20 protein-coding genes and 2 other annotated features are annotated in these 20,580 nt (G+C 33.7%); of the genes, 17 read left to right on the top strand and 3 right to left on the bottom strand.

Going from position 1 to position 20,580, the window contains the following annotated elements; genetic code table 11:
• The first annotated feature begins 354 nt into the window (after positions 1–354).
• The 8 genes from CN601_RS17850 (at position 355) to CN601_RS17885 (ending at position 9,233) form a co-directional block, all read left to right on the top strand.
• Complete coding sequence (locus CN601_RS17850; protein ID WP_098118772.1) at positions 355–1,500, top strand: acyl-CoA dehydrogenase family protein; 1,146 nt, start codon at positions 355–357, stop codon at positions 1,498–1,500.
• 11 nt (positions 1,501–1,511) lie between these two features.
• Entirely contained in the window at positions 1,512–2,852 is a 1,341-nt protein-coding gene (locus CN601_RS17855) for an acetyl-CoA carboxylase biotin carboxylase subunit (protein ID WP_098171820.1), read from the top strand.
• Positions 2,853–2,863: 11 nt separating this feature from the next.
• Positions 2,864–3,085, top strand: a complete 222-nt coding sequence (locus CN601_RS17860; RefSeq protein WP_056469678.1) for an acetyl-CoA carboxylase biotin carboxyl carrier protein subunit — start codon at positions 2,864–2,866, stop codon at positions 3,083–3,085.
• An 11-nt stretch (positions 3,086–3,096) separates the two neighbouring features.
• On the top strand, positions 3,097–4,008 hold the full coding sequence (locus CN601_RS17865) for a hydroxymethylglutaryl-CoA lyase (RefSeq protein ID WP_098171821.1): 912 nt from the start codon (positions 3,097–3,099) through the stop codon (positions 4,006–4,008).
• Positions 4,009–4,785, top strand: a complete 777-nt coding sequence (locus CN601_RS17870) for an enoyl-CoA hydratase-related protein (protein WP_098171822.1) — start codon at positions 4,009–4,011, stop codon at positions 4,783–4,785.
• Between the two features lie 4 nt (positions 4,786–4,789).
• A complete protein-coding gene (locus CN601_RS17875; protein WP_098171823.1) occupies positions 4,790–6,319 on the top strand; it encodes an acyl-CoA carboxylase subunit beta in 1,530 nt (509 codons plus the stop codon).
• A gap of 207 nt (positions 6,320–6,526) precedes the next feature.
• On the top strand, positions 6,527–7,267 hold the full coding sequence (locus tag CN601_RS17880) for an ABC transporter ATP-binding protein (RefSeq protein ID WP_098171824.1): 741 nt from the start codon (positions 6,527–6,529) through the stop codon (positions 7,265–7,267).
• 1 nt (position 7,268) lies between these two features.
• The gene (locus CN601_RS17885; RefSeq protein WP_098171825.1) at positions 7,269–9,233 is read left to right on the top strand and encodes an FtsX-like permease family protein; all 1,965 of its coding nucleotides are present in this window, start codon (positions 7,269–7,271) and stop codon (positions 9,231–9,233) included.
• A gap of 91 nt (positions 9,234–9,324) precedes the next feature.
• Here the strand turns inward: CN601_RS17885 and CN601_RS17890 are convergent, their stop codons facing one another.
• Together CN601_RS17890 and CN601_RS17895 are read right to left on the bottom strand one after the other, a co-directional pair.
• Positions 9,325–10,344, bottom strand: a complete 1,020-nt coding sequence (locus tag CN601_RS17890; RefSeq protein WP_098171826.1) for a sensor histidine kinase — start codon at positions 10,342–10,344, stop codon at positions 9,325–9,327.
• Complete coding sequence (locus tag CN601_RS17895) at positions 10,341–11,012, bottom strand: response regulator transcription factor (RefSeq protein ID WP_098171827.1); 672 nt, start codon at positions 11,010–11,012, stop codon at positions 10,341–10,343. The genes CN601_RS17890 and CN601_RS17895 overlap by 4 nt, the downstream gene beginning before the upstream one ends.
• Before the next feature lie 278 nt (positions 11,013–11,290).
• On the opposite strand from CN601_RS17895, the gene CN601_RS17900 reads away from it, so the two are divergent.
• The 3 genes from CN601_RS17900 (at position 11,291) to CN601_RS17910 (ending at position 13,680) form a co-directional block, all read left to right on the top strand.
• Positions 11,291–12,553 (top strand): DUF2157 domain-containing protein, encoded by a 1,263-nt coding sequence (locus CN601_RS17900; protein WP_098171828.1) that lies wholly within the window; start codon positions 11,291–11,293, stop codon positions 12,551–12,553.
• Positions 12,543–13,055 carry a GDYXXLXY domain-containing protein gene (locus tag CN601_RS17905; protein ID WP_179865598.1) on the top strand — a complete coding sequence of 171 codons (513 nt, stop codon included), beginning with the start codon at positions 12,543–12,545 and terminating at the stop codon, positions 13,053–13,055. Before CN601_RS17900 ends, CN601_RS17905 begins: the two co-directional genes overlap by 11 nt.
• 121 nt (positions 13,056–13,176) lie before the next feature.
• Positions 13,177–13,680, top strand: coding sequence for a VanZ family protein (locus tag CN601_RS17910; RefSeq protein ID WP_098171830.1), 504 nt, complete (start codon positions 13,177–13,179; stop codon positions 13,678–13,680).
• A 43-nt stretch (positions 13,681–13,723) separates the two neighbouring features.
• Here the strand turns inward: CN601_RS17910 and CN601_RS17915 are convergent, their stop codons facing one another.
• Positions 13,724–14,290, bottom strand: a complete 567-nt coding sequence (locus CN601_RS17915) for a biotin transporter BioY (RefSeq protein ID WP_098171831.1) — start codon at positions 14,288–14,290, stop codon at positions 13,724–13,726.
• 149 nt (positions 14,291–14,439) lie between these two features.
• On the opposite strand from CN601_RS17915, the gene CN601_RS17920 reads away from it, so the two are divergent.
• From CN601_RS17920 to CN601_RS17945, 6 genes are all read left to right on the top strand, one after another.
• Entirely contained in the window at positions 14,440–14,958 is a 519-nt protein-coding gene (locus CN601_RS17920; protein ID WP_098171832.1) for a GrpB family protein, read from the top strand.
• Between the two features lie 367 nt (positions 14,959–15,325).
• Positions 15,326–15,555 (top strand) — a binding site (T-box leader).
• Between the two features lie 45 nt (positions 15,556–15,600).
• Positions 15,601–15,829 (top strand) — a binding site (T-box leader).
• Between the two features lie 308 nt (positions 15,830–16,137).
• On the top strand, positions 16,138–17,874 hold the full coding sequence (locus tag CN601_RS17925) for an aromatic amino acid hydroxylase (protein ID WP_098171833.1): 1,737 nt from the start codon (positions 16,138–16,140) through the stop codon (positions 17,872–17,874).
• Between the two features lie 108 nt (positions 17,875–17,982).
• On the top strand, positions 17,983–18,351 hold the full coding sequence (locus tag CN601_RS17930; protein ID WP_098171834.1) for a VOC family protein: 369 nt from the start codon (positions 17,983–17,985) through the stop codon (positions 18,349–18,351).
• A 177-nt stretch (positions 18,352–18,528) separates the two neighbouring features.
• A complete protein-coding gene (locus CN601_RS17935) occupies positions 18,529–19,515 on the top strand; it encodes a GNAT family N-acetyltransferase (protein WP_098171835.1) in 987 nt (328 codons plus the stop codon).
• Between the two features lie 48 nt (positions 19,516–19,563).
• Positions 19,564–20,109, top strand: a complete 546-nt coding sequence (locus CN601_RS17940) for a GNAT family N-acetyltransferase (RefSeq protein ID WP_216853925.1) — start codon at positions 19,564–19,566, stop codon at positions 20,107–20,109.
• A gap of 26 nt (positions 20,110–20,135) precedes the next feature.
• Complete coding sequence (locus CN601_RS17945; RefSeq protein ID WP_098118756.1) at positions 20,136–20,579, top strand: SRPBCC family protein; 444 nt, start codon at positions 20,136–20,138, stop codon at positions 20,577–20,579.
• Position 20,580: the final 1 nt, after the last annotated feature.

The following is a 20,580-nucleotide window of genomic DNA, read 5'->3' on the forward strand; positions in this document are numbered from 1 at the left end:
AATTGCAGTTTTGCTAATTTTATTTGCAGTACGCCGTTTATTTGCAGGACATTTTCGCTTATTTGCACGAACGAGTTTCTTATTTGCACTTTTCTATGGCTTATTTGCAGTTCTACATTTATTTGTACTTTTGAGTCGCACTCACTCTTATCCTAACTCCTGTCACTTTTGTCTCAATTTGTCGAAAGGACAATAAAGGGAAATGGTAGAATATATCGAATATTATCAATTGTAGGACTAAAATATTTATTTCTTATACATGAACTATAAGGACTCCACTGCTATTTGCGCAGTTGGAGACATTCTTACGTTTTTTAAAACGTACCTAAATATTAAAAGGAGAGTGACTAACACATGGATTTTTTATTATCTAAAGAACAGCAAATGATTCAAGAAATGGTACGAGATTTCGCAGCGAAGGAAATTGAGCCTTTTGCAGAAGAGCTTGATCGTGATAGTAAATTCCCGATTGAAACGTTCAAAAAAATGGGTGAATTAGGTTTATTAGGTATTCCGTTCCCTGAAGAATACGGCGGTAGCGGTGGCGATACAATTAGTTATGCGTTAGCTGTAGAGGAAATTGGGCGTGCATGTGGAGGAACAGGTTTAAGCTTTGCGGCAACTTGTTCATTAGGTGCTTCTCCTATTTACTATTTTGGTACAGAAGAACAAAAGCAAAAATATTTAGTTCCAATGGCGCAAGGAAAAACACTTGGTGCTTTCGGTTTAACAGAACCAAATGCAGGTTCTGATGCTGGTGGAACTCAAACAAAAGCAGTTTTAGAAGGTGACGAGTATGTGATTACTGGTGAAAAATGCTGGATTACAAATGCTCAATATTCTAACACAATCATCGTAACTGCTTATACTTCGATTGACGAAAAAGGAAAGAAAAATATTTGTGCGTTTATCGTACCAACTGACTCAGAAGGATTAACAATTACAGATCCTTATGACAAGATGGGTGTTCGTGCTTCTAATACGACTCAAATTGTATTAGATGGGGTACGTGTTCCAAAAGAAAACATTCTTGGTAATCCTGATAAAGGTTTTGGCCAATTCTTATATACATTAGATGGTGGAAGAATTTCAATCGCAGCACTTGCTGTAGGTATTGCACAAAAAGCTCTTGATAAAGCATTAGCATATGCTAAAGAACGTAAGCAATTTAAACAACCTTTATCAAGTTTCCAAGCTATTCAGTTTAAGTTAGCTGATATGGCTATGGGAGTTGAATTAGCACGAAACATGGTGCATAAAGCAGCATGGTTAAAAGATAATGGAAAACCGTTCACGAAAGAAGCGGCGTTCGCTAAGTTATACGCATCTGAAATCGCTTCCAAAATTGCGAATGAATCATTACAAATTCATGGTGGATATGGCTATATGAAGGAATATGGTATTGAGCGTTTAGTTCGTGATGCTAAGTTACTTGAAATTGGTGAAGGTACTTCAGAAATTCAACGTATAGTAATCGCACGTCAATTAGGATGCCGATAAGGAGCGAGAATATGATCAAAATACTTATTGCAAACCGTGGGGAAATCGCATGTAGAATTATTGAAACATGTAAAAAACTTCGTTATCAAACTGTGGCAGTTTATTCAGATGCTGATAAAGAAAGTTTGCACGTTAAGTTAAGTGATGAAGCTTTTTCTTTAAAAGGAAATCATACAAAAGATACGTATTTAAACGCAGATTTAATTATAAAAATTGCAAAAGAGAATAATGTAACAGCCATTCACCCAGGATATGGCTTCTTATCAGAAAATAGCGATTTTGCTAAAAAATGTAAGGAAGCAGGCATCTTATTTGTTGGTCCTAAGCCTGAGCATTTAGAGATGATGGGTGAAAAAATTAGAGCAAGACAAATAATGGAGCAATTAAACATTCCAGTAATTAAAGGGAATTCTCATCCAATTCAATCTGTTGAAGAGGCAAAAGAAATTGCAGAACAAATTGGTTATCCTGTTATGTTAAAAGCTTCTAGTGGCGGCGGCGGAATTGGCATGAAGCTAATTGAAAACGAAGCACAGCTTGAAAAAGAATTTTTAACAACACAAACGAGAGCTCTTCAATTTTTTGCGAATGATGATGTATTCATTGAAAAAGCGATTATTAAACCAAGACATATTGAAGCACAAGTTGCTGCTGATACTCATGGCAATGCTGTTTTCTTATTTGAAAGAGATTGTTCAATTCAAAGAAGAAACCAAAAGGTTGTTGAGGAAGCACCATCACCATTCCTTTCTCCTCAAGGTAGAAAAAAGCTTGAGGAATATGCTCTTACAATTGCTAATCAAATGAAGTATGTAAACGTAGGAACAATTGAATTTTTAGTTGATGAAAAAGAAAATATTTATTTCTTAGAAATGAATACAAGATTACAAGTTGAGCACGGTGTAACAGAAGGAATTACAGGAATTGATTTAGTTGAATGGCAATTCCGCATTACATTTGGTGAAACACTTCCAATGCGTCCTACTCATGTCGAAATGAATGGTCATTCGATTGAAGTGAGGGTTTATGCTGAAGACCCTAAAACATTCTTCCCATCTCCAGGAACAGTTCAACATAGTAAATTCCCAGAGGAGATTGGTATACGTATTGATACACATCTATATGATGGATGGGTAGTATCACCATTTTATGATCCGTTATTAGCGAAAGTAATTGTTACAGCAAATACAAGAAAAGAAGCAGTAATTCAACTGCACAATTATCTTAAAAATGTAGAAATTGAAGGCATTAAAACAAATGTGCCATTTTTGATTGATATTCTTTCAACGAATGCATTCCAAGAAGGCGACTATACAACAAGTTTTATTAGTGAATATCAAAAAGTGAAATGAGGTAATTAAATATGGAAAACTTAACTGCAATGATGGCTGGAAGCGTATGGAAATGTCTTGTATCTGTAGGAGACGAAATTAGTAGTGATCAAGATTATGTAATCTTAGAATCTATGAAAATGGAAATCCCACATACTGCTCCTTATAAATGTAAGGTAGTAAATGTATTCGTAAACGAAGGCGATTTTGTAAATGAAGGCGACTCTTTAATCCAAGTTGAAAAATTAGGTTAGGAGTAAAAATGATGAAGCTACCTCAATCGGCTCTTATAAGAGAAGTAGGACCACGCGATGGTTTACAAAATGAAAAACAGTTTGTTTCAACTGAGCAGAAGCTTGAATGGATAAATTTATTAGTTAATAGTGGTTTATCTTATATTGAAGTTTCTTCATTTGTGAGACCTGACTGGATTCCTCAGTTAAGTGACTCTGTAGATTTGTTTACAAAGCTTAAGAAAAAAGATGGGGTTACTTATGCAGCTCTAGTTCCTAATAAAAGAGGTTTAATGAGCGCATTTGAAGTAGATGCAGATGAAATTAATTTCTTTGTATCTGCTAGCGAAACACATAATTTAAAAAACAAGAACGCGAGTATCGAACATTCAATGAACGATATTCGCTCAATGATTACAGAATGTAAAAACAATAAAAAGACTACTAGAGCCTATATTTCAACTGTATTTGGTTGTCCATATGAGGGTGCTGTAGACCAATTGAAGGTTATCAATCTTGCAAACCAATTACTTGAATGTGGCGTAGATGAAATCTCTTTAGGAGACACAATTGGAATTGCTAACCCACTTCAAGTGAATGATTTTTTAGAAAATCTTGTTAAAGAAGTACCAGTTGAACGAATTGCTATGCACTTCCATGATACATATGGTCGTGCGATTGCAAATCTATATACTTCTCTACAATTTGGTATAGAAAAATTTGATTCTTCAAATGGTGGGCTTGGTGGATGTCCTTACGCACCAGGAGCTAGTGGCAATGTAGCTACTGAAGATGTTGTTTCATTACTTCATAATTTAGGTATTTCAACTAATATTGATGAAAAGAAACTTCATCAAGCTACTTCATATATCTCTGAACAAATGAACTTAACACCAGTTAGTAAGCTATTTTCAGTATGGAATGGTTCAAAGGAGAGTATTTAAATGGAATCAAGTTTATTAGTGAGTGATATCGGTCACATTAGAATTCTTACTTTAAATCGTACAAATGCAGCTAATTCGTTATCACGTGAGTTATTAGATGCTCTTCATAGCCAAATGGAAGAGTTAAAGAAATCATCTATACGCGCTGTAGTATTTACAGGTAGTGGATCATCTTATTTCTGTAGTGGTGCTGATTTAAAAGAAAGAAGAGGCATGACTGAGAGTGAGGCTCGAGAGACTGTTGAAAAAATCGGGACACTTTTTGAAAAGGTTGAAAGATTACCAATGCCAACAATCGCTGCAATCAACGGTGTTGCCTTAGGTGGAGGACTAGAGCTTGCTTTAGCCTGTGACATAAGAATTGCACATAAAGAGGCAATTGTCGGTTTACCAGAAACATCTTTAGCTATTATTCCAGGTGCTGGTGGTACGCAAAGACTTCCACGTTTAATTGGCCTTGGAAGAGCAAAAGAACTAATCTTTACTGGCAAACGCTTAAGTGCAGATGAGGCTGAAGGTTATGGCATTTTAGAACATGTTGTTGAAATAGATGAATTACAAAATAAGGCGCTTGAAATGTGTGAAACAATTGCAAGTAAAGGTCCACTTGCAATTCGTGCTGCAAAAAAGGCTATTCAACGTGGTTTCGATCTTCCTTTAGATTTAGGGTTAAGATTAGAAACATATGAATACGAAACATTATTGCATACAAACGACCGTATGGAAGGTTTAGTAGCATTTCAAGAAAAGCGTAAGCCGCAATATAAAGGAGAGTAATTGCATGTCAAACGAAGCAACATATCAAGCTCGAAAAGAACAAATACTTTCTGGTGGGAAAGAAAAATATCATGAGAGCAATGCCAAAATTGGTAAGCTCTTTGCAAGAGAAAGAATTAATCAACTTTTAGATAAAGACAGTTTTGTAGAGGATGGTTTCTTTGCGAACTGTATGAATGATGAATTTCCAGCGGATGGCATTGTAACAGGAATCGGTAAAATTAATGGCCGTACTGTTTGTGTAATGGCAAATGATTCAACTGTAAAAGCTGGTTCATGGGGCGAAAAAACAGTTGAGAAAATTATCCGTATTCAAGAAACTTGTTTAAAAATGCTAGTACCTCTTGTTTACTTAGTAGACTCTGCAGGAGCTCGTATTACTGATCAAGTATTCATGTTCCCAGGTAGACGTGGTGCTGGACGTATATTCAACAACCAAATTAAGCTATCAGGTCAAGTACCTCAAATTTGCTTATTATTTGGACCATCTGCTGCAGGTGGAGCTTATATTCCTGCATTTTGTGATGCTGTATTTATGGTTGAAGGCAACTCTTCAATGTACTTAGGTTCACCTCGTATGGCTGAAATGGTAATTGGTGAAAAAGTTACACTCGAAGAAATGGGTGGAGCTAGAATGCACTGTTCAGTTTCAGGCTGTGGAGATGTATTATGTGAGTCAGAAGAGGAAGCGATTTCTAAGTTAAAAGACTATTTATCTTACTTACCAACTAATTTCAAACAAGGGGCTCCTGTTGTTGAGGCTAAAAATCCTGTACAAAAGGAGAAATCTTTATCAGAAATTATTCCAAGTAATCAAAACGTACCATTTTCAATTTATGAATTTATTGACCGAGTAGTTGATGAAGATTCATTCTTCGAAATTAAAAAGCTATTTGCTCCTGAACTAGTAACTGGTTTTGCTAGATTAGATGGCCGTAGCGTAGGAGTTGTCGCTAACCAACCAAGAGTTAAAGGTGGCGTATTATTCCACGATTCAGCTGACAAGGCAGCTAAATTTATTAATTTATGTGATGCGTTCCATATTCCTTTACTATTCTTAATGGATGTACCTGGATTCATGATTGGTACAAAAGTAGAGCGTGCTGGAATTATCCGTCATGGTGCAAAAATGCTTTATAGTATGAGTAATGCATCGGTTCCAAAAATTTCTGTAATTGCTCGTAAAGCCTACGGTGCTGGACTTTACGCAATGGCAGGCCCTGCATTTGAAACGGATTGTGTAATTGCATTCCCATCTGCTCAAATCGCTGTAATGGGTCCTGAAGCAGCAGTAAATGCTGTATACGCGAAAAAAATCGCAAGTTTACCAAAAGAAGAACAAGCTGCCTTTATCCAAGAAAAACGTAAAGAGTACGCTGAGGATATCGATATTTACCGCTTAGCATCTGAGCTAGTAGTAGATGTAGTCATCCAACCAGAAGAACTACGTGCAGAGCTTATTAAACGTTTTGCATATTATTCAGAGTCGTATGAAACTCCTGCTACGAAAAAGCATGGTGTTTATCCGGTATAATAGATGAAGAAACGGTCCTAGAAATAGGGCTGTTTTTTTGTTTGAAAAAATCTTTTCTCATTAATTGGATTAATAATCAAATATTTATGGAAAATTAGATTTGCATACAGTTTACAATGTGACAAAATCGTCACTTTAGTTCATGTTAAATCGATGGTTTACATCTTATGGTCAGTTTATAGTTAACATGAACAGGAGGTAATAATCATGAAAACTGTAATCCAAGCTAAAAATTTATCAAAAAACTACGGTAAAACAACCGTATTAAAAAATATTGATTTAACAATTCAGCTAGCTGAATTTACAGCCATTATGGGGCCATCAGGGTCAGGGAAATCAACATTAATGAATGTTTTATCAACAATTGATCAATTATCAGGTGGGGATGTTTGGTTAAATGAACAGTCTCTATTAGATTTAAATAAGAAAACTTTGCGCAAATTTAGACAAGAACATATGGGATTCATCTTCCAAGATTATAATTTGTTAGATACTTTAAATGTAAAAGAAAACATTTTGCTACCTCTTTCATTACGAAAATTCTCGATTGAAGAGATGGAAAAGCGACTTGGTCCAATAGTTAGTGCTCTAAATATTGAAGATATATTACAAAAATATCCTTATGAAATTTCTGGTGGTCAAAAACAAAGAGCAGCTTCTGCTAGAGCTATTATTACGAATCCGGCTATTGTATTTGCGGATGAGCCGACGGGAGCACTTGACTCGCGATCGGCAACGCAACTGTTAGAACAACTAGTCAATTTGAATGAATTATTTCAAACGACTATTTTAATGGTCACACATGACCCTTATGCTGCTAGCCATTGTAAGCGAGTGATTTTTCTTCGAGATGGAAGTATTGTGAATGAACTATATAGAGGTAATCAAGAGCAAAGGACGTTTTACGATCGAATTTTAGACACACAAAGTATTATGGGAGGGAATTAAAATGAACCTCCTAGAGTTAACAAGTCGGAATATAAAACGAAACTTTCGCTTATATACAATTTATTTAGTTTCAATGATTATCGGAGTGATTATTCAATTTACGTTTTCGGCTTTAATGTATAACGATGACATTATTAATGCACTTAAAAACAAAGAAAGTTTCAAAACTGGCGTCAGCATTGCAACGGTTGTTATTTTCTTATTCATTATTTTTTTCATTTTGTATTCAAATTCATTTTTTATGAAACAGCGAAAGAAAGAATTCGGAATGTATTTATTGTATGGGATGAGTGAAGCTCAAATCACACTTATGATATTTTATGAAAATCTTTTTATCGGTGGGATTTCTCTTGTAATTGGGATGTTAATTGGGGGCTTATTATCTAAATTCTTCGGAATGTTATTAATGAATTTAATGAAATACAATGAAGTCATTTCATTGAATTTTCCGATTGAAGCGATTGCCTCAACAGTTGGTTTGTTTATTTTACTAGCGATCATTATTAGCATTCAAAGCTTTTTTATGATTCGCAGAGTTCAAATCGTTGAACTATTCCATGCACAATCAAAAAAAGAAAAAACATTTAAATCTTCACCTTTTTTTGCGATTTTATCAATCGTATTGCTAGGAATAGCTGTCTATCTCATTACTAGCGGAAAAGAATCAGTTTTTTGGAAGGAACATGTAAGTTTTACTTCAATCACTGTAACAATTGGTTTAATAGGTGGAACATATTTATTTTTTCGCCAGTTTACCGGTTGGCTATTACAAGTTTTTTCTAATAGAAAAAGGTTTTATGAAGGAAATACAGTCCTTTGGGTTTCATCATTAAGATTTCAAATTAGAAGTAATACGTTAAACCTAACATTTATTACGCTATTTAGTGCAGTACTAATCTTGTTAATCGGATTTGTTACAATTAATTATAAAGTGCAATTTGAAGCTGTTGGAATCAACTTACCTAATGATATTGCTTTCCAAACAATCGATAAAAATACAAGCAATCATATTCATCAAATGATAAAAAATTCAAACCATCCTATTGAAGAATACAAACAAATAGAAGGATTAGTTTCAAAAACCAAATCAAACAGAGCAATTGCTTTTGAAAACCCTCAATATTTTACGAAAGAAATCCTGCTATTTTCAGAGAAGGATTATAATAAAATTGTAACGATGCATGGTAAAAAAGAAAAAGTTCATTTGAAAGGGATGGAAGCTGTTTCACTATCTCAAGGATCAGACTTTCCAAAAGTATATCCTGTAGACCATCAGCCGAAATTTACGATTACAACTAAACAAGACCAAACCTTTAATCTAGTAGAAAAAAAAGACTATGCGTTGCTTGGGTGGGGAACAGATCCGGGTAAATCAATGATAATAAAACCTTCGATACTAATTATTTCAAATGAGGCCTACGGTAATATAAAAAAACAATCGGTTAAGCAGGGATTTGAAATTTATCAAATTAAAGACGTGAAAAATGCTGAAGAGCTTTCCAAAAAGATACATGCAATTGTAACAAAAACGCCCAATGCGTATTACTCCTCATTTGCTGATGTGTATTCAAAACAAATTGAAAGCTCATCTTTAGTTCTGTTTTCGGCTTGTTTCTTAGCCATTATTGCATTATTTGCTTTGGCGAGCGTTATTTATTTTAAGCAATTACGTGAAGCTACAGAAGAGCAAAGATTATATGCAATATTACGTAAAATCGGTACGACAAATAATATTATAAAGAGTGTAATAAGAAAGCAATTATTATTTGTTTTCATGCCTCCATTACTACTAGGAGTAATGCATAGCTGGCTAATATTAAAATATTATATGTTAGATTCAGTGAAGGGCTTTCCTGGGCTCACTAGCATTATAATAGGTGTATTAATTTCATATACATTGATCTATATATTGTTTTATTTATCTTCGACGAGTATTTATTATAAGATCGTTAATCAGAAGAGGTAGCTTCCCAATTAAATTTCGAGATTCTTCCACTAATCAACAAACTAACAGAATAGGCTAATAAAAGGAGCTCCCGTTCGTCGATTTGTCCGACTTAAAGGGGAGCTCCTTTATTATGTGCTAAAGAGTTTTTCTTTGTAGCCCAAAATGGGTCAATATTTTTTGGAAAGTGGATGACAAATTGAGTATAGATATTTTCTTCTGAAGTACAAGTAATAAAATGCCCCAATTTATTTGATAGCTCTTGGGCTAAATATAAACCCATACCAGTGGATTTAGTGAAAATGCGTCCATTTGTTCCAGTAAAGCCACGATTGAATATACGCGGTAAGTCCTCTTGTTTAATTCCGACACCATTATCTTCGATGATTAAAAGCTTTTCCTGCTGTGTTTCATTTGTGGAGATTGCTATTTCTCCGTTTTCGTTCGTATACTTCAAACTATTCGTAATTAGTTGGTTTAAGATGAATTGTAACCATTTTGAATCGCTTTGGATAATTGTAGGTTCTATGGACAAGTTTAAACGAATTTTTTTAGCAAAAAAGGCTTTAGAGTGGGTTTTCAAAGTATCTTTAACGAGCCGATCTAAGTTGCAATTTTTAATTTCATAGTCTTGATTAAAGTTATCGAGCTTAGCATAGTAAAGTGCTTGGTCAACATATTGCTCAATCTTAGTAATTTCTTCTATTAAACTTTTAGGCTCGAAGTCAGTTTGTTGCATCAATCGTAATACAGAGATAGGTGTTTTTATCTCGTGAAACCAAGAGACAATATAATCATGATATTCTTTTTGCTTAGCTTGAACATCATTGATTGTTCTAATGTGATTGCGCTTTAGTTCTTCAATATATTGTTCATAGAAGACCCCTTCAAATGACAGGTTTTCATAATCCTCTTCATCTATATGACGTATCGCCTGACTATTTTTCTGAAAGCGATATAGAAGAAAGGCTATAAAAATGAGTATATTCAGTGCAAAGGCATAAATGAATGTATCCCACCGAAATGAAATGGAAGGGTCGGTTGTAAGTAAAGCGACAAAGATGATGTTGCTTATAAAGTATAGAAACAAATATGATTTTTCAAACTTAAGGAACAGTAAAAACTTCTTCATATGATATATCCTTGACCTTTGCGAGTATGAATAAAATCATCAAGCCCAAGTGAGGAGATTTTTCGTCGTAATCGATTAACGTTGACAGTCAATGTATTATCATCTATGAATTGGTCATCATTCCAAAGCGCCTGCATTAAATCATCTCTGGACACGATTTTACCAATATTACGCATCATAATTTGGAGAATAATAAATTCGTTTCTTGATAGCTCAGTTGAATTTTTCATATAAGCAACTGTTGAATTATTTAAATTGAATTGTAGATTACGATGAGTGAGATTCGTATTGCTCTCATCTTGATATGTATAATTTCTTCTTAATAGCGCACTAACCTTCGCAACTAAAACACCTAAATCAAATGGCTTTTGAACAAAGTCGTCGCCGCCCATATTAATTGCCATTATAACGTCCATATTTTGAGTTCTAGATGAAAGGAATATAATTGGAACCTTAGAGGCTGTTCTAATCCGTTGGCACCAATAAAATCCGTCTAAAGTAGGGAGGTTAATATCCAATAAAACAAGGTGAGGTTGAGTATTCTCAAACTCTAAAAGGACTTGTTCAAAGTTTGTTACTTCAATCACCTCGTATTGCCACTTCTTCAACGTTTCGGAGACGATTTTGCGAATTTTTTCATCATCTTCTACAATCATGATTTTAAACAATAAAAAACCTCCTTTTTGAATTATTTGGTAAGTGATTAAACTGATCGAATTTATCAACAGACTATCATAATAGCCAAGAGGGGACAATACGATGCTAATTATTAAAGTCAATTTCTTAAGCCATAGTAAAAGAAATAATGAATTAAACAAACGTTTAATTAAAATATTGTGTAGATTAAGAGACAAATTTTTAAAATATAAAGGTAATTAATGCTTTCTTGATAAATTATAATAATAAAAGAAGTGGCTTTAAGAGCTACTACTAAAGGGGGGAGTTAATGAGTAAATTAGAACAAAAGTTAAAGGAGTGGCACAAGCTCAATTTACTAGATGATGATTCATTAAATCGAATACTTGACTACGAAAGGCATCAAGGCAAGGTTGAGAAGCAATCATTTTTAGGGAATATAGTGCCATTTTTAATTGCTTTACTTGTAGCATTCGCGATTCTAGCACTTGTGGGTAGTAATTGGAATGAATATAGTCAAACTATGAGATTAGTTATTATTTTTGTAACGCTTTTTGTTTTCCATGCAGTAGCATTTATAAGTTATCAAAAAGGCAAAGAGTTGTTTGGACATTGTTTAAATTTTATTAATGCGATTGGGTATGCATGTGCATTTGTTTTAATTGTACAAATGTATCAATTTTCTAGTGATAGTCCAGTATTTCTTATTACGTGGACTATGCTTGCGTTTCTTTATTACTATGTCCTAAAGCACGATATGTTTTATTATCTGTTTTTAGGAATTGGATTTTTTAGCTTGAGCTATAGTGCAGGAATAGATACTGTACATGTTTATCTACTTCAAATTCCATTGTTGCTTTGCTCAATATATTTCTTGAAAATCATGAAGAATCGTTGGAGTGTAAGCTTTAATTATTCGTTTCTAGGTTATATCATCATTATGTTTTTCCAGACAATTTCAAATCGCCAATATTTTATACCTATTATTCTAGTCGTTTTTATTCTTTGGTATTTGAATGAACGCGGAGTAATTGACTATGTACTCCTGCCAGTATTTACGATTTTTGTATGGTTCTTCACCTATTTCACTACAACATTTGGGGGATTGTATGATGTAGCTCATGAGTTACAAAAGGAATTTTCATATGGGTTTTTGAAGCCGGTAGCAGTGCCATTATTTGATGCTATTATTCTGTTAATCCTTATACTAGCAATCTACACTGCATACAAAAAGTGGAAGAATAATGTGGCTATGAAAAATCAGCTATGGATTTTCTTATTTATATTTTTATTACCAATTTTAGGTGTTCAAGATAAATTAGCCAATATGATTGTAGGAGTTTTGATCTTATTTGCTTATTCATGTATCCGTTTATTTAATGGCGTTTCAGGTCACGAAAGAGGCAGTATCATTATAGGATTTATAACATTTGCAGCTCTTGTAATTGGCATTTACACGGGATTAGCTGTTTCATTTATAAGCAAATCAATTGTATTTATCATCCTTGCAATTGCTTTATATCTGGTATTTCTTCAATCGAAAAAAGCAAGAGGTGATGAACATGCAAAATAAGAAAAAGTTACTTCTTCTTTCACTTATCCAGTTTGTTCTATTACTAACTTTGATTGGAAATATTATGTACTTTAAACAGTCGGCTGAAACTTTTAAAATCGAATCAAAAAGTTTAGATCCGATAGAACCATTATTAGGTCACTATGCATCCCTGACATACAGCTTCGATACGATTAATATGAAAGATTGGCAGGGAAAATCAGAACCGAAAGATGGGAAGGCAGCTTATATCGTTTTTAAAGAGGATCATCAAAATAGTATATACGTATTTAACTATGCATCGGATCATCGCCCAACACATGCAAAATATATTAAAGCAACCATTCAATATTCATATGATGATGGAGAGGACGGCAAAAAAATAGTCCTTAACCATAATTTAAGTCGTTTTTATATTCCAGAGAGACAAATGGATAAATTCAATAATGAAAGTGATTTCATTGTTACAGTCCAACAAAAAGGAGATCGATCAATCGTTAAATCTGTTGATCTTCCACATTAGTAGCCACTCATTTAATTGAGTGGTTTTTTAGTACACGGCAAAAAAGGTTCGAAAATAAAACAACTCAAAATTGGATAATTATGGTATGTTTAATAAAAAAATGGTGTGGAGATTTAAACATATGTATAAATTGATAAAGACAATCTTAATTCTATTATTCTGTTTCTATTTGATGATTTTGACGCAAAATATTCTTTTCAAGTATACACCGGTTACACAAGTAATAAGTCAATTGGATTTTAGCTTAATTAGAGAGAATTGGTGGAGTTTTAATAACCTTATTCCATTTAAAACAATCATTTTTTACTTGTTTTTAGCAGATATCAACTTAGATATTAGAATTAATAATTTGGCTGGTAACATTATCGGCTTTATGCCCTTTGGTTTTATTCTTCCTTTAATCCTTAAGAAGTATTTTAACTTTAAGTCAATTCTAAAAACGACGTTCATTTTAAGTTTAACTTATGAAATACTTCAATTGTTATTTGCCCTAGGTAGCTTTGATGTTGATGATTTAATCTTAAATACACTCGGTGGAATATTAGGTTATTTCGTTTTAAAATTGATAAAGTTCATCTACGATTTGATCGGTAAACGTAGTAATAATACAATGGGAATGAATTAAGAATATAAAAAAAGCTCATTTCAACGAATGAGCTTTTTCTATATTATGCTGAAATTTCATCACGTTTTAGTAAATTTGCTTTTACTAAACGTTTACCGATCATAACACCTAGTGCAGATGCAACATAGGCTTTAACTAATCCTAGAATAATGAATGGATAAAAACCAAAAACCATTGCGTCGTGCCAGCTTAGAGAAGCTGCTATTTTTAACCAGACAGTACCAAAAATTAATGTAACAAACATTCCGATCGTGTTTGCAATCATTGCATTTAATACTGTGAACTTTGTTTTTTCAATAAAGTAAGCGATGATAAAAATAGTTGGAATAAATCCAATTAAATAACCACCAGTTGAACCGACTAGTACCCCAAATCCCGCAGCACCTCCTGCGAAAACCGGAATTCCGATTGCGCCAAGCGCTAAATAAAGAAGTAACGAGATTGTTCCGTATTTTTTACCTAAAATCGTAGCCGCTAAGCCGATTGCTAATGTTTGTCCCGTGATTGGAACAGGAGAAAAAGGCAAAGGAATAGATACTTGAGATAGAATACCAATAATTGCTGCAAATAAAGCTGAATTAATAAGCATTTTTAATCTTTCTTGTTGCATTACTAAAATCTCCCTCTCTTTATGTTAACTTATTTATTTTCATGGTTAACATATTATAAATTAATTATATTTTATATAAAAAGATTGTCAATATGAATAAAATGAAAGATAGAGAATTGATAAAAATTTAATGAGGAAGATGAGATGAAGTGACAAGTCCAAATGTGATATTAAAAAATTATGATCCTAATTGGGAATTGCAATTTGAAGAAGAAAAGAGGAAAGTTTTATCTGTATTATCAGGTCAACAAATTCAAATCGAACATATTGGAAGTACGTCAGTAAAAGGTTTAGGAGCAAAACCAATCATAGATATTATGATTGGAATCGATCAATTAGATGAAGTTGATGCACTAATAAAACCATTAAGCACAGTTGATTATGAATATGTCCCCAAGCCTGAATTAACAGATAGAAGATTCCTTAGAAAAGGAGAATGGGGACAAGGGACAGTTCATTTACATATTTGTGAATTCAAAAGTAATGAATGGATTGAAAAATTATTGTTTAGAGATTACTTAAGAGAAAATCCTAAAATTGCAGAAGAATATATGAATCTTAAAAAGAATCTCGCGAAGGAATTTCAATTTGACCGTCAAACGTATACAAAGAAAAAAGAACCGTTCATTAGGGAAGTTATTACGTGTGCTAAGAGTAAGTTTTACTAATATAACATCGCTTTCAATACTTCTTTAAAAGATGTAACTAATTAAAATAAGTGTGAGTTTCGATTGTAAGAAATATAAACAATAAAGATGAAAACAGCTTTGTCTCTATTAAAATTATTTTGCTTTAGAATCTATAGGATCCATCTAGCAATTCTATGTAAAAAATCATTTGGATGAATTAAGCTTTTATTATAATTGAAGTTCAATTTTTTCGTTAAGTTTGGAAGGGAAAATAGATGATTACGATTATATTTTTCTAGAGGTTAAGATTAAAATTATATCTGAATAATAAATCGCTCGAAAAAATAAGTGTAAAAAGTGTTGACATTTATGAGAAATAGGAATAAAGTATGTATTAATTGAATGACGAAAAGCAATGATAGGAAATTTAGTAGTGGAGTTTTCCCTGTAACAGAGAGCTGGTGGTAGCTGCAAACCAGTACATAAAACACATGAATTACAGTCCTAGAGCATCTTCTTCGAAACGAATAGTGAGGGGAAGACGGTGAAGAGCCGTTATGAAATGAAGATATTAGTATCGTTTTGAATACTAATAAATTTAGGGTGGTACCGCGAATACAATATTTCGTCCCTACTGTGCAAACAGTAGGGACTTTTTTATTTTTAAGAACAATTTAATAACGAAAAGCAATGAATGGAATTTAGTAGTGAAGTTTTCCCTGTAACAGAGAGCTGATGGTTGGTGCAAATCAGTACAAAAAACGACACGAATTACAATCCACGAGCATCTTCTTCGAAACGAATAGTGAGGGGAAGACGGTGAAGAGCCGTTATGAAATGAAGATATTAGTATGTATTTAATACAGCTAATAACTAGGGTGGTACCGCGAATTAACCGTTCGTCCCTACTGTGCAAACAGTAGGGATTTTTTTTATGTTTTTAAATATTTTAATTGCCTGAGTGAGTGCAGCGCGTCTTTCTCACTAGCCATTGGAAGGGGTGATGTATTTGGTTGATTATGACTATAATTACCGAATAAAAAAAGATTTTGTAGAAAGAAGGAGTAACTTGGAAAAAGTAGAAATGGATAAATGATGGAAACTTGCTTAGAAATGCTCAAAAAAGCTTTTAGCAAGAATAGATAGAACGGGTATTTTTAAGAAAGTAGTGTAATAGATTTTTAAGTGAAACAATTATAAAAAAGGGGAATTGATGACATGAAAGAAGCAGCTTTTGAAACAAAAATTATACCACCTCATTTGAAGCAATACTTATCGGAGCAAAATTATGATCTATACACGCCGATTGACCATGCGGTATGGCGTTATGTTATGAGACAAAATCATCATGCATTAAAAGATAAAGCACATGCTGCATTTGTAGACGGCTTAAAGATGTCTGGAATTGAAACGGAAAAAATTCCAAATGTAGCTGAAATGAACGAGAGCTTATCAAAAATTGGTTGGGGCGCAGGGATCGTTAATGGATTAATTCCTGGTGCAGCATTTTTTGAACTTTTAGCTAATGGTATTTTACCAATCGCAACTGAAATTAGACAAATAACGAATATAGAATATACACCTGCTCCAGATATTATTCATGAGGCTGCAGGACACGCGCCAATCTTATTTGATCCTGTATTTAGAGAATACGTTCAAAAAATAGGCTCAATTGGTGCAAAGGCATTTGCTACGAAAGAAAAACAAGAATTATTTGAAGCAGTTCGAAGTTTAACGATTGTAATGGAAGATCCAAAGTCGACTCCAGAAGAAAAAGCTGCTGCGCAAAAATTAGTTGAAGAAAGACAAAAAGCGATTGTTGGAATTTCAGAAGCTGAAAAAATTTCACGCGTATTCTGGAGAACAGTTGAATATGGTCTAATTGGTGAAGTAAATAATCCAAAAATTTATGGTGCTGGTTTATTATCATCAGTAGGTGAAAGTACACATTGCTTTACAGATGCAGTAGAAAAACTTCCTTTTTCTGTTGAAGGTGCTACAGAACAACCGAAAAATATAACTGAAATGCAAGCACAACTATTTGTATGTAAAGATTTTGATGAGCTAATGCAAGGTGCAGAAGAATTAGCAAGTACTATGGCGTTCCGCGTTGGTGGTACTGAAAGCTTAGATAAGGCTCATAAATCAAAAAGCGTTGCTACATTTGAATTTAATTCTGGATTAAGTGTAACAGGTATTGTTCATGCGATCATAAAAGATGAAAAAGGTGAAGCAATTTACGTTAATACAACTGGTCCAACAGCACTATCAATTAACAATAAACAATTAGATGGTCACGGAACAGACTACCACGCTAAAGGATTTGGTACTCCAATCGGACTTCTAAAAGGAGATATTAAGTTAGAAGAATGTGATGATGCAGCACTTAAAAATTTAGGTATTGTTGTAGGAAACTTTGTTGATTTAGAATTCTTAAGCGGTGTAAGCGCTTCCGGTAGGGTTGTGAATATCATTAAGAATGAAGAAAAGATTGCATTAATTTCATTTGAAGACTGCACTGTTACTTACGAAGGAAAAGAATTATTCAAAAAAGAGTGGGGAACATTTGATATGGGAGTTGGTTCAAGCGTTGTATCAGCATACCCAGGTGCGGCTGACCCAACATCTTACTTCAGTGATTCAATTAAAGAGATTGAATTCGTAATGGAAACACCTGCACCATTAACTGAATTAGAAAAATTATATAAAGAAGTTAGAGTGATTAGAGAAAAGAATACTTTCTGCGATGACTGCATTTCTAAATTAATTGCTGTTCATGGTGAGCTTAACCGCGACCACCAAAGTGATTGGTTATTACGTTTAGAATTACTTGAAATTGCTACAGTTAATCCTAAACTAGCTCAACTTGTGGAGCCACTTAAAGCTGAATTAGAAGCATTAAGAATAGAGGATTCATTAAAGAATTTAATTACAAATGGTTTAAAATTAGTTTAAATAAGTAAAATAGCGTTGCTTCAATAGAAGTAACGCTTTTCTTATTTGGTAGTTCTGGTAATCTAAAGATATAAAAAAGATTCTTTTATAATAGGAGAGGTGTTTTTTATGGCATTTGAAATAAAAGGAATTGACCATGTTCAGTTAGTTTGTCCAAAGGGTGGCGAGGAAGAAGCTCGAAAATTTTATAGCGGCATTTTAGGCATGGAAGAATTGCCAAAGCCAAAAAATTTAAAGGGCAGAGGTGGATGTTGGTTTATTTGTGGAAACCAAGAGATACATATTAGTATTCAAGAAGACTTTGTACCGCCTAAAAAAGCACATCCTGGATTAATTGTTACAAATATTGAGACATTAAGAGAACAACTGATTACACTTAACTTTGAAATTAAAGAAGAACCACCAATTGAAGGTAGAACTAGATTTTTCGTTAATGATCCGTTTGGAAATAAAGTCGAGTTTTTAGAATTTCATTAATAAACTTAGTCCAAATTAGGATTGTTCTGAATAATAACATGATGAAAGCGAGCATTATCTTCTATAAGCAGGAAGTAATGCTCTTTTTATTGAAACTAGTTATATGTAGATTAAAGTATTAGTAAAATAGTCGCACTATTACTAGTTAAAGTTTATGTACTATTCGGGAGGTTTGAGATGAAATTTATCGCGTTTGAAAATAGACATTTAGATGAAGCGGCTAGTCTTTTGGCTAACCGTCATATGTATGACCGAAATATGAACCCGGAATTGTCACCTAAATTCGAAGGTACTGAGACTGCTAAAAAGGCTATTGAAGTGCTTTTTAATGAAAAAAATAGCTTTGGCGTCGCCGCAATAAATGATTCCAAGCTAGTTGGTTATATGATTGGATCAATCCATACAGATAAAAATCGCGAGCGACATACTTGGGTCAAGTATGCAGGTATGGCAATCGCGGAAAGTGAAAGTACAGAATTATATCGTGAATTATATGCAGAGTTTGCTAGGAAAATGGTTGAGAATGGCTCTTTTAATCACTACGTAATGGTACCGAGTGGAAATAAGTCCGCACTAGATGCTTGGCTTCATTTAGGGTTTGCTTATGAACAGGTCCATGCTATACGTGATTTGTCAGTATCGACGGATCGAGTTTTTTCAGATGTACAAATTCGAGTATCAAATAATGAAGATGAAAAACGAATTCGTGAATTGGCAACTGTCATTATGGAACACCAAGCGAAATCGCCAGTATTTGCACCAGGTTTCATTGAAGAGAGAGAAGATTACCAAGAGGGTTATGCGGAGTTAATTAATGATGAGACTGCAACTTTATGGTTAGCACTCTATCAAAATGAAATTGTAGGTTTTCAAGTATTTGAATCGGCAGAAGCATCTGATGAGAATTTATTAACGCCGGAATCTTGTATTAGTTTAGTAGTAGGAGCAACGGTCGAATCTTCCCGTGGTAAGGGTGTTAGCACGGCCTTATTAGATCATGGACTTACTTTTGCTAAAAAGGAAGGCTATCAGTTTTGCGAAACTGATTGGAGAATAACCAACTTAGAATCCTCAAGATTTTGGTCAAAAAATGGTTTTAAACCTATAGCGTATCGGTTAGTTCGTAAAATTGACCCTAGAATATTGTGGGCAACAGGAATATAGACTAGTGGGAATCACTAAAAAGCAGTAATGACAGGGGGAGTAGTGGAAATGATGAAGTTAGTTGGTAATAATATACATATAAGACAATTAGAAGTTTCTGATGCTGAGGAATTTTTGGCGTACGAAGTTAGAAATAGAGAGTTTTTTAAACCATTTACATATATAAAAGATGAAAGTTTCTATACTTTAGAAGCTCAAGTCGATCGTATTAAATCCTATAAAGAGAAAAGTGACAATGATGTGTATTATGGATTTGGAATCTTTTTAAATGAAACGAATGCTTTCATAGGATTTACGATGCTAGCAGAGGTTTTAAGAGGAGATTTACAAAGTTGTTTTGTTGGTTATTCTTTAGATGAGGATCAAAATGGAAAAGGCTTTACAACAGAAGCTGTAAAGTTGGTTGTTGAATATGCGTTTAATGAATTAAAATTACATCGCATCGAAGCGGGAGTAATGCCGCATAACATTGGTTCAATTAGAGTGCTGGAAAAGTCAGGCTTCCATAAAGAGGGTATTGCTAAGAAAAATGTCCGAATAAATGGAAAATGGGAAGACCATCAAGTACTTGCAATTATTAACGAAAATGAATAACTTTAAAATATTTTGGAGGTATTAATATGACCATTATTAGTTATCCAGATTTATCGAGTAAACCATATAGTTTAACAGTAGAGCGAGTGATGGATAGTTCGATAGAAGTATTGTATGAAGCGTGGACAGAACGATTCGGTGATTGGTTTGCTGCGCCGGATTCGGTCATTATGAAGGCAGAGGTTAATTCTGTATTTTTCTTTGAAACACAGTTTGAAGATAAGCGTCATCCTCATTATGGTCGTTTTTTAAAGCTTGAACGCAATCAACTTGTTGAGATTACATGGTTTACTTCAGGATCAAAAACAGAAACTGTTGTTACAGTGGAATTTTCTACAAATGAGAGTGGAGAAGCAGTTGTTAAGTTAACGCATGCAGGGTTCTCAGATGAACTATCGAGAGATCAGCATGAGCAAGCATGGCCAATGGTGCTTGAACAACTTGATCGACGTATGAAGGAATTAGCATAAG

Source organism: Bacillus sp. AFS017336 (assembly GCF_002555445.1).
Taxonomy (GTDB): Bacteria; Bacillota; Bacilli; order Bacillales; family Bacillaceae_G; genus Gottfriedia.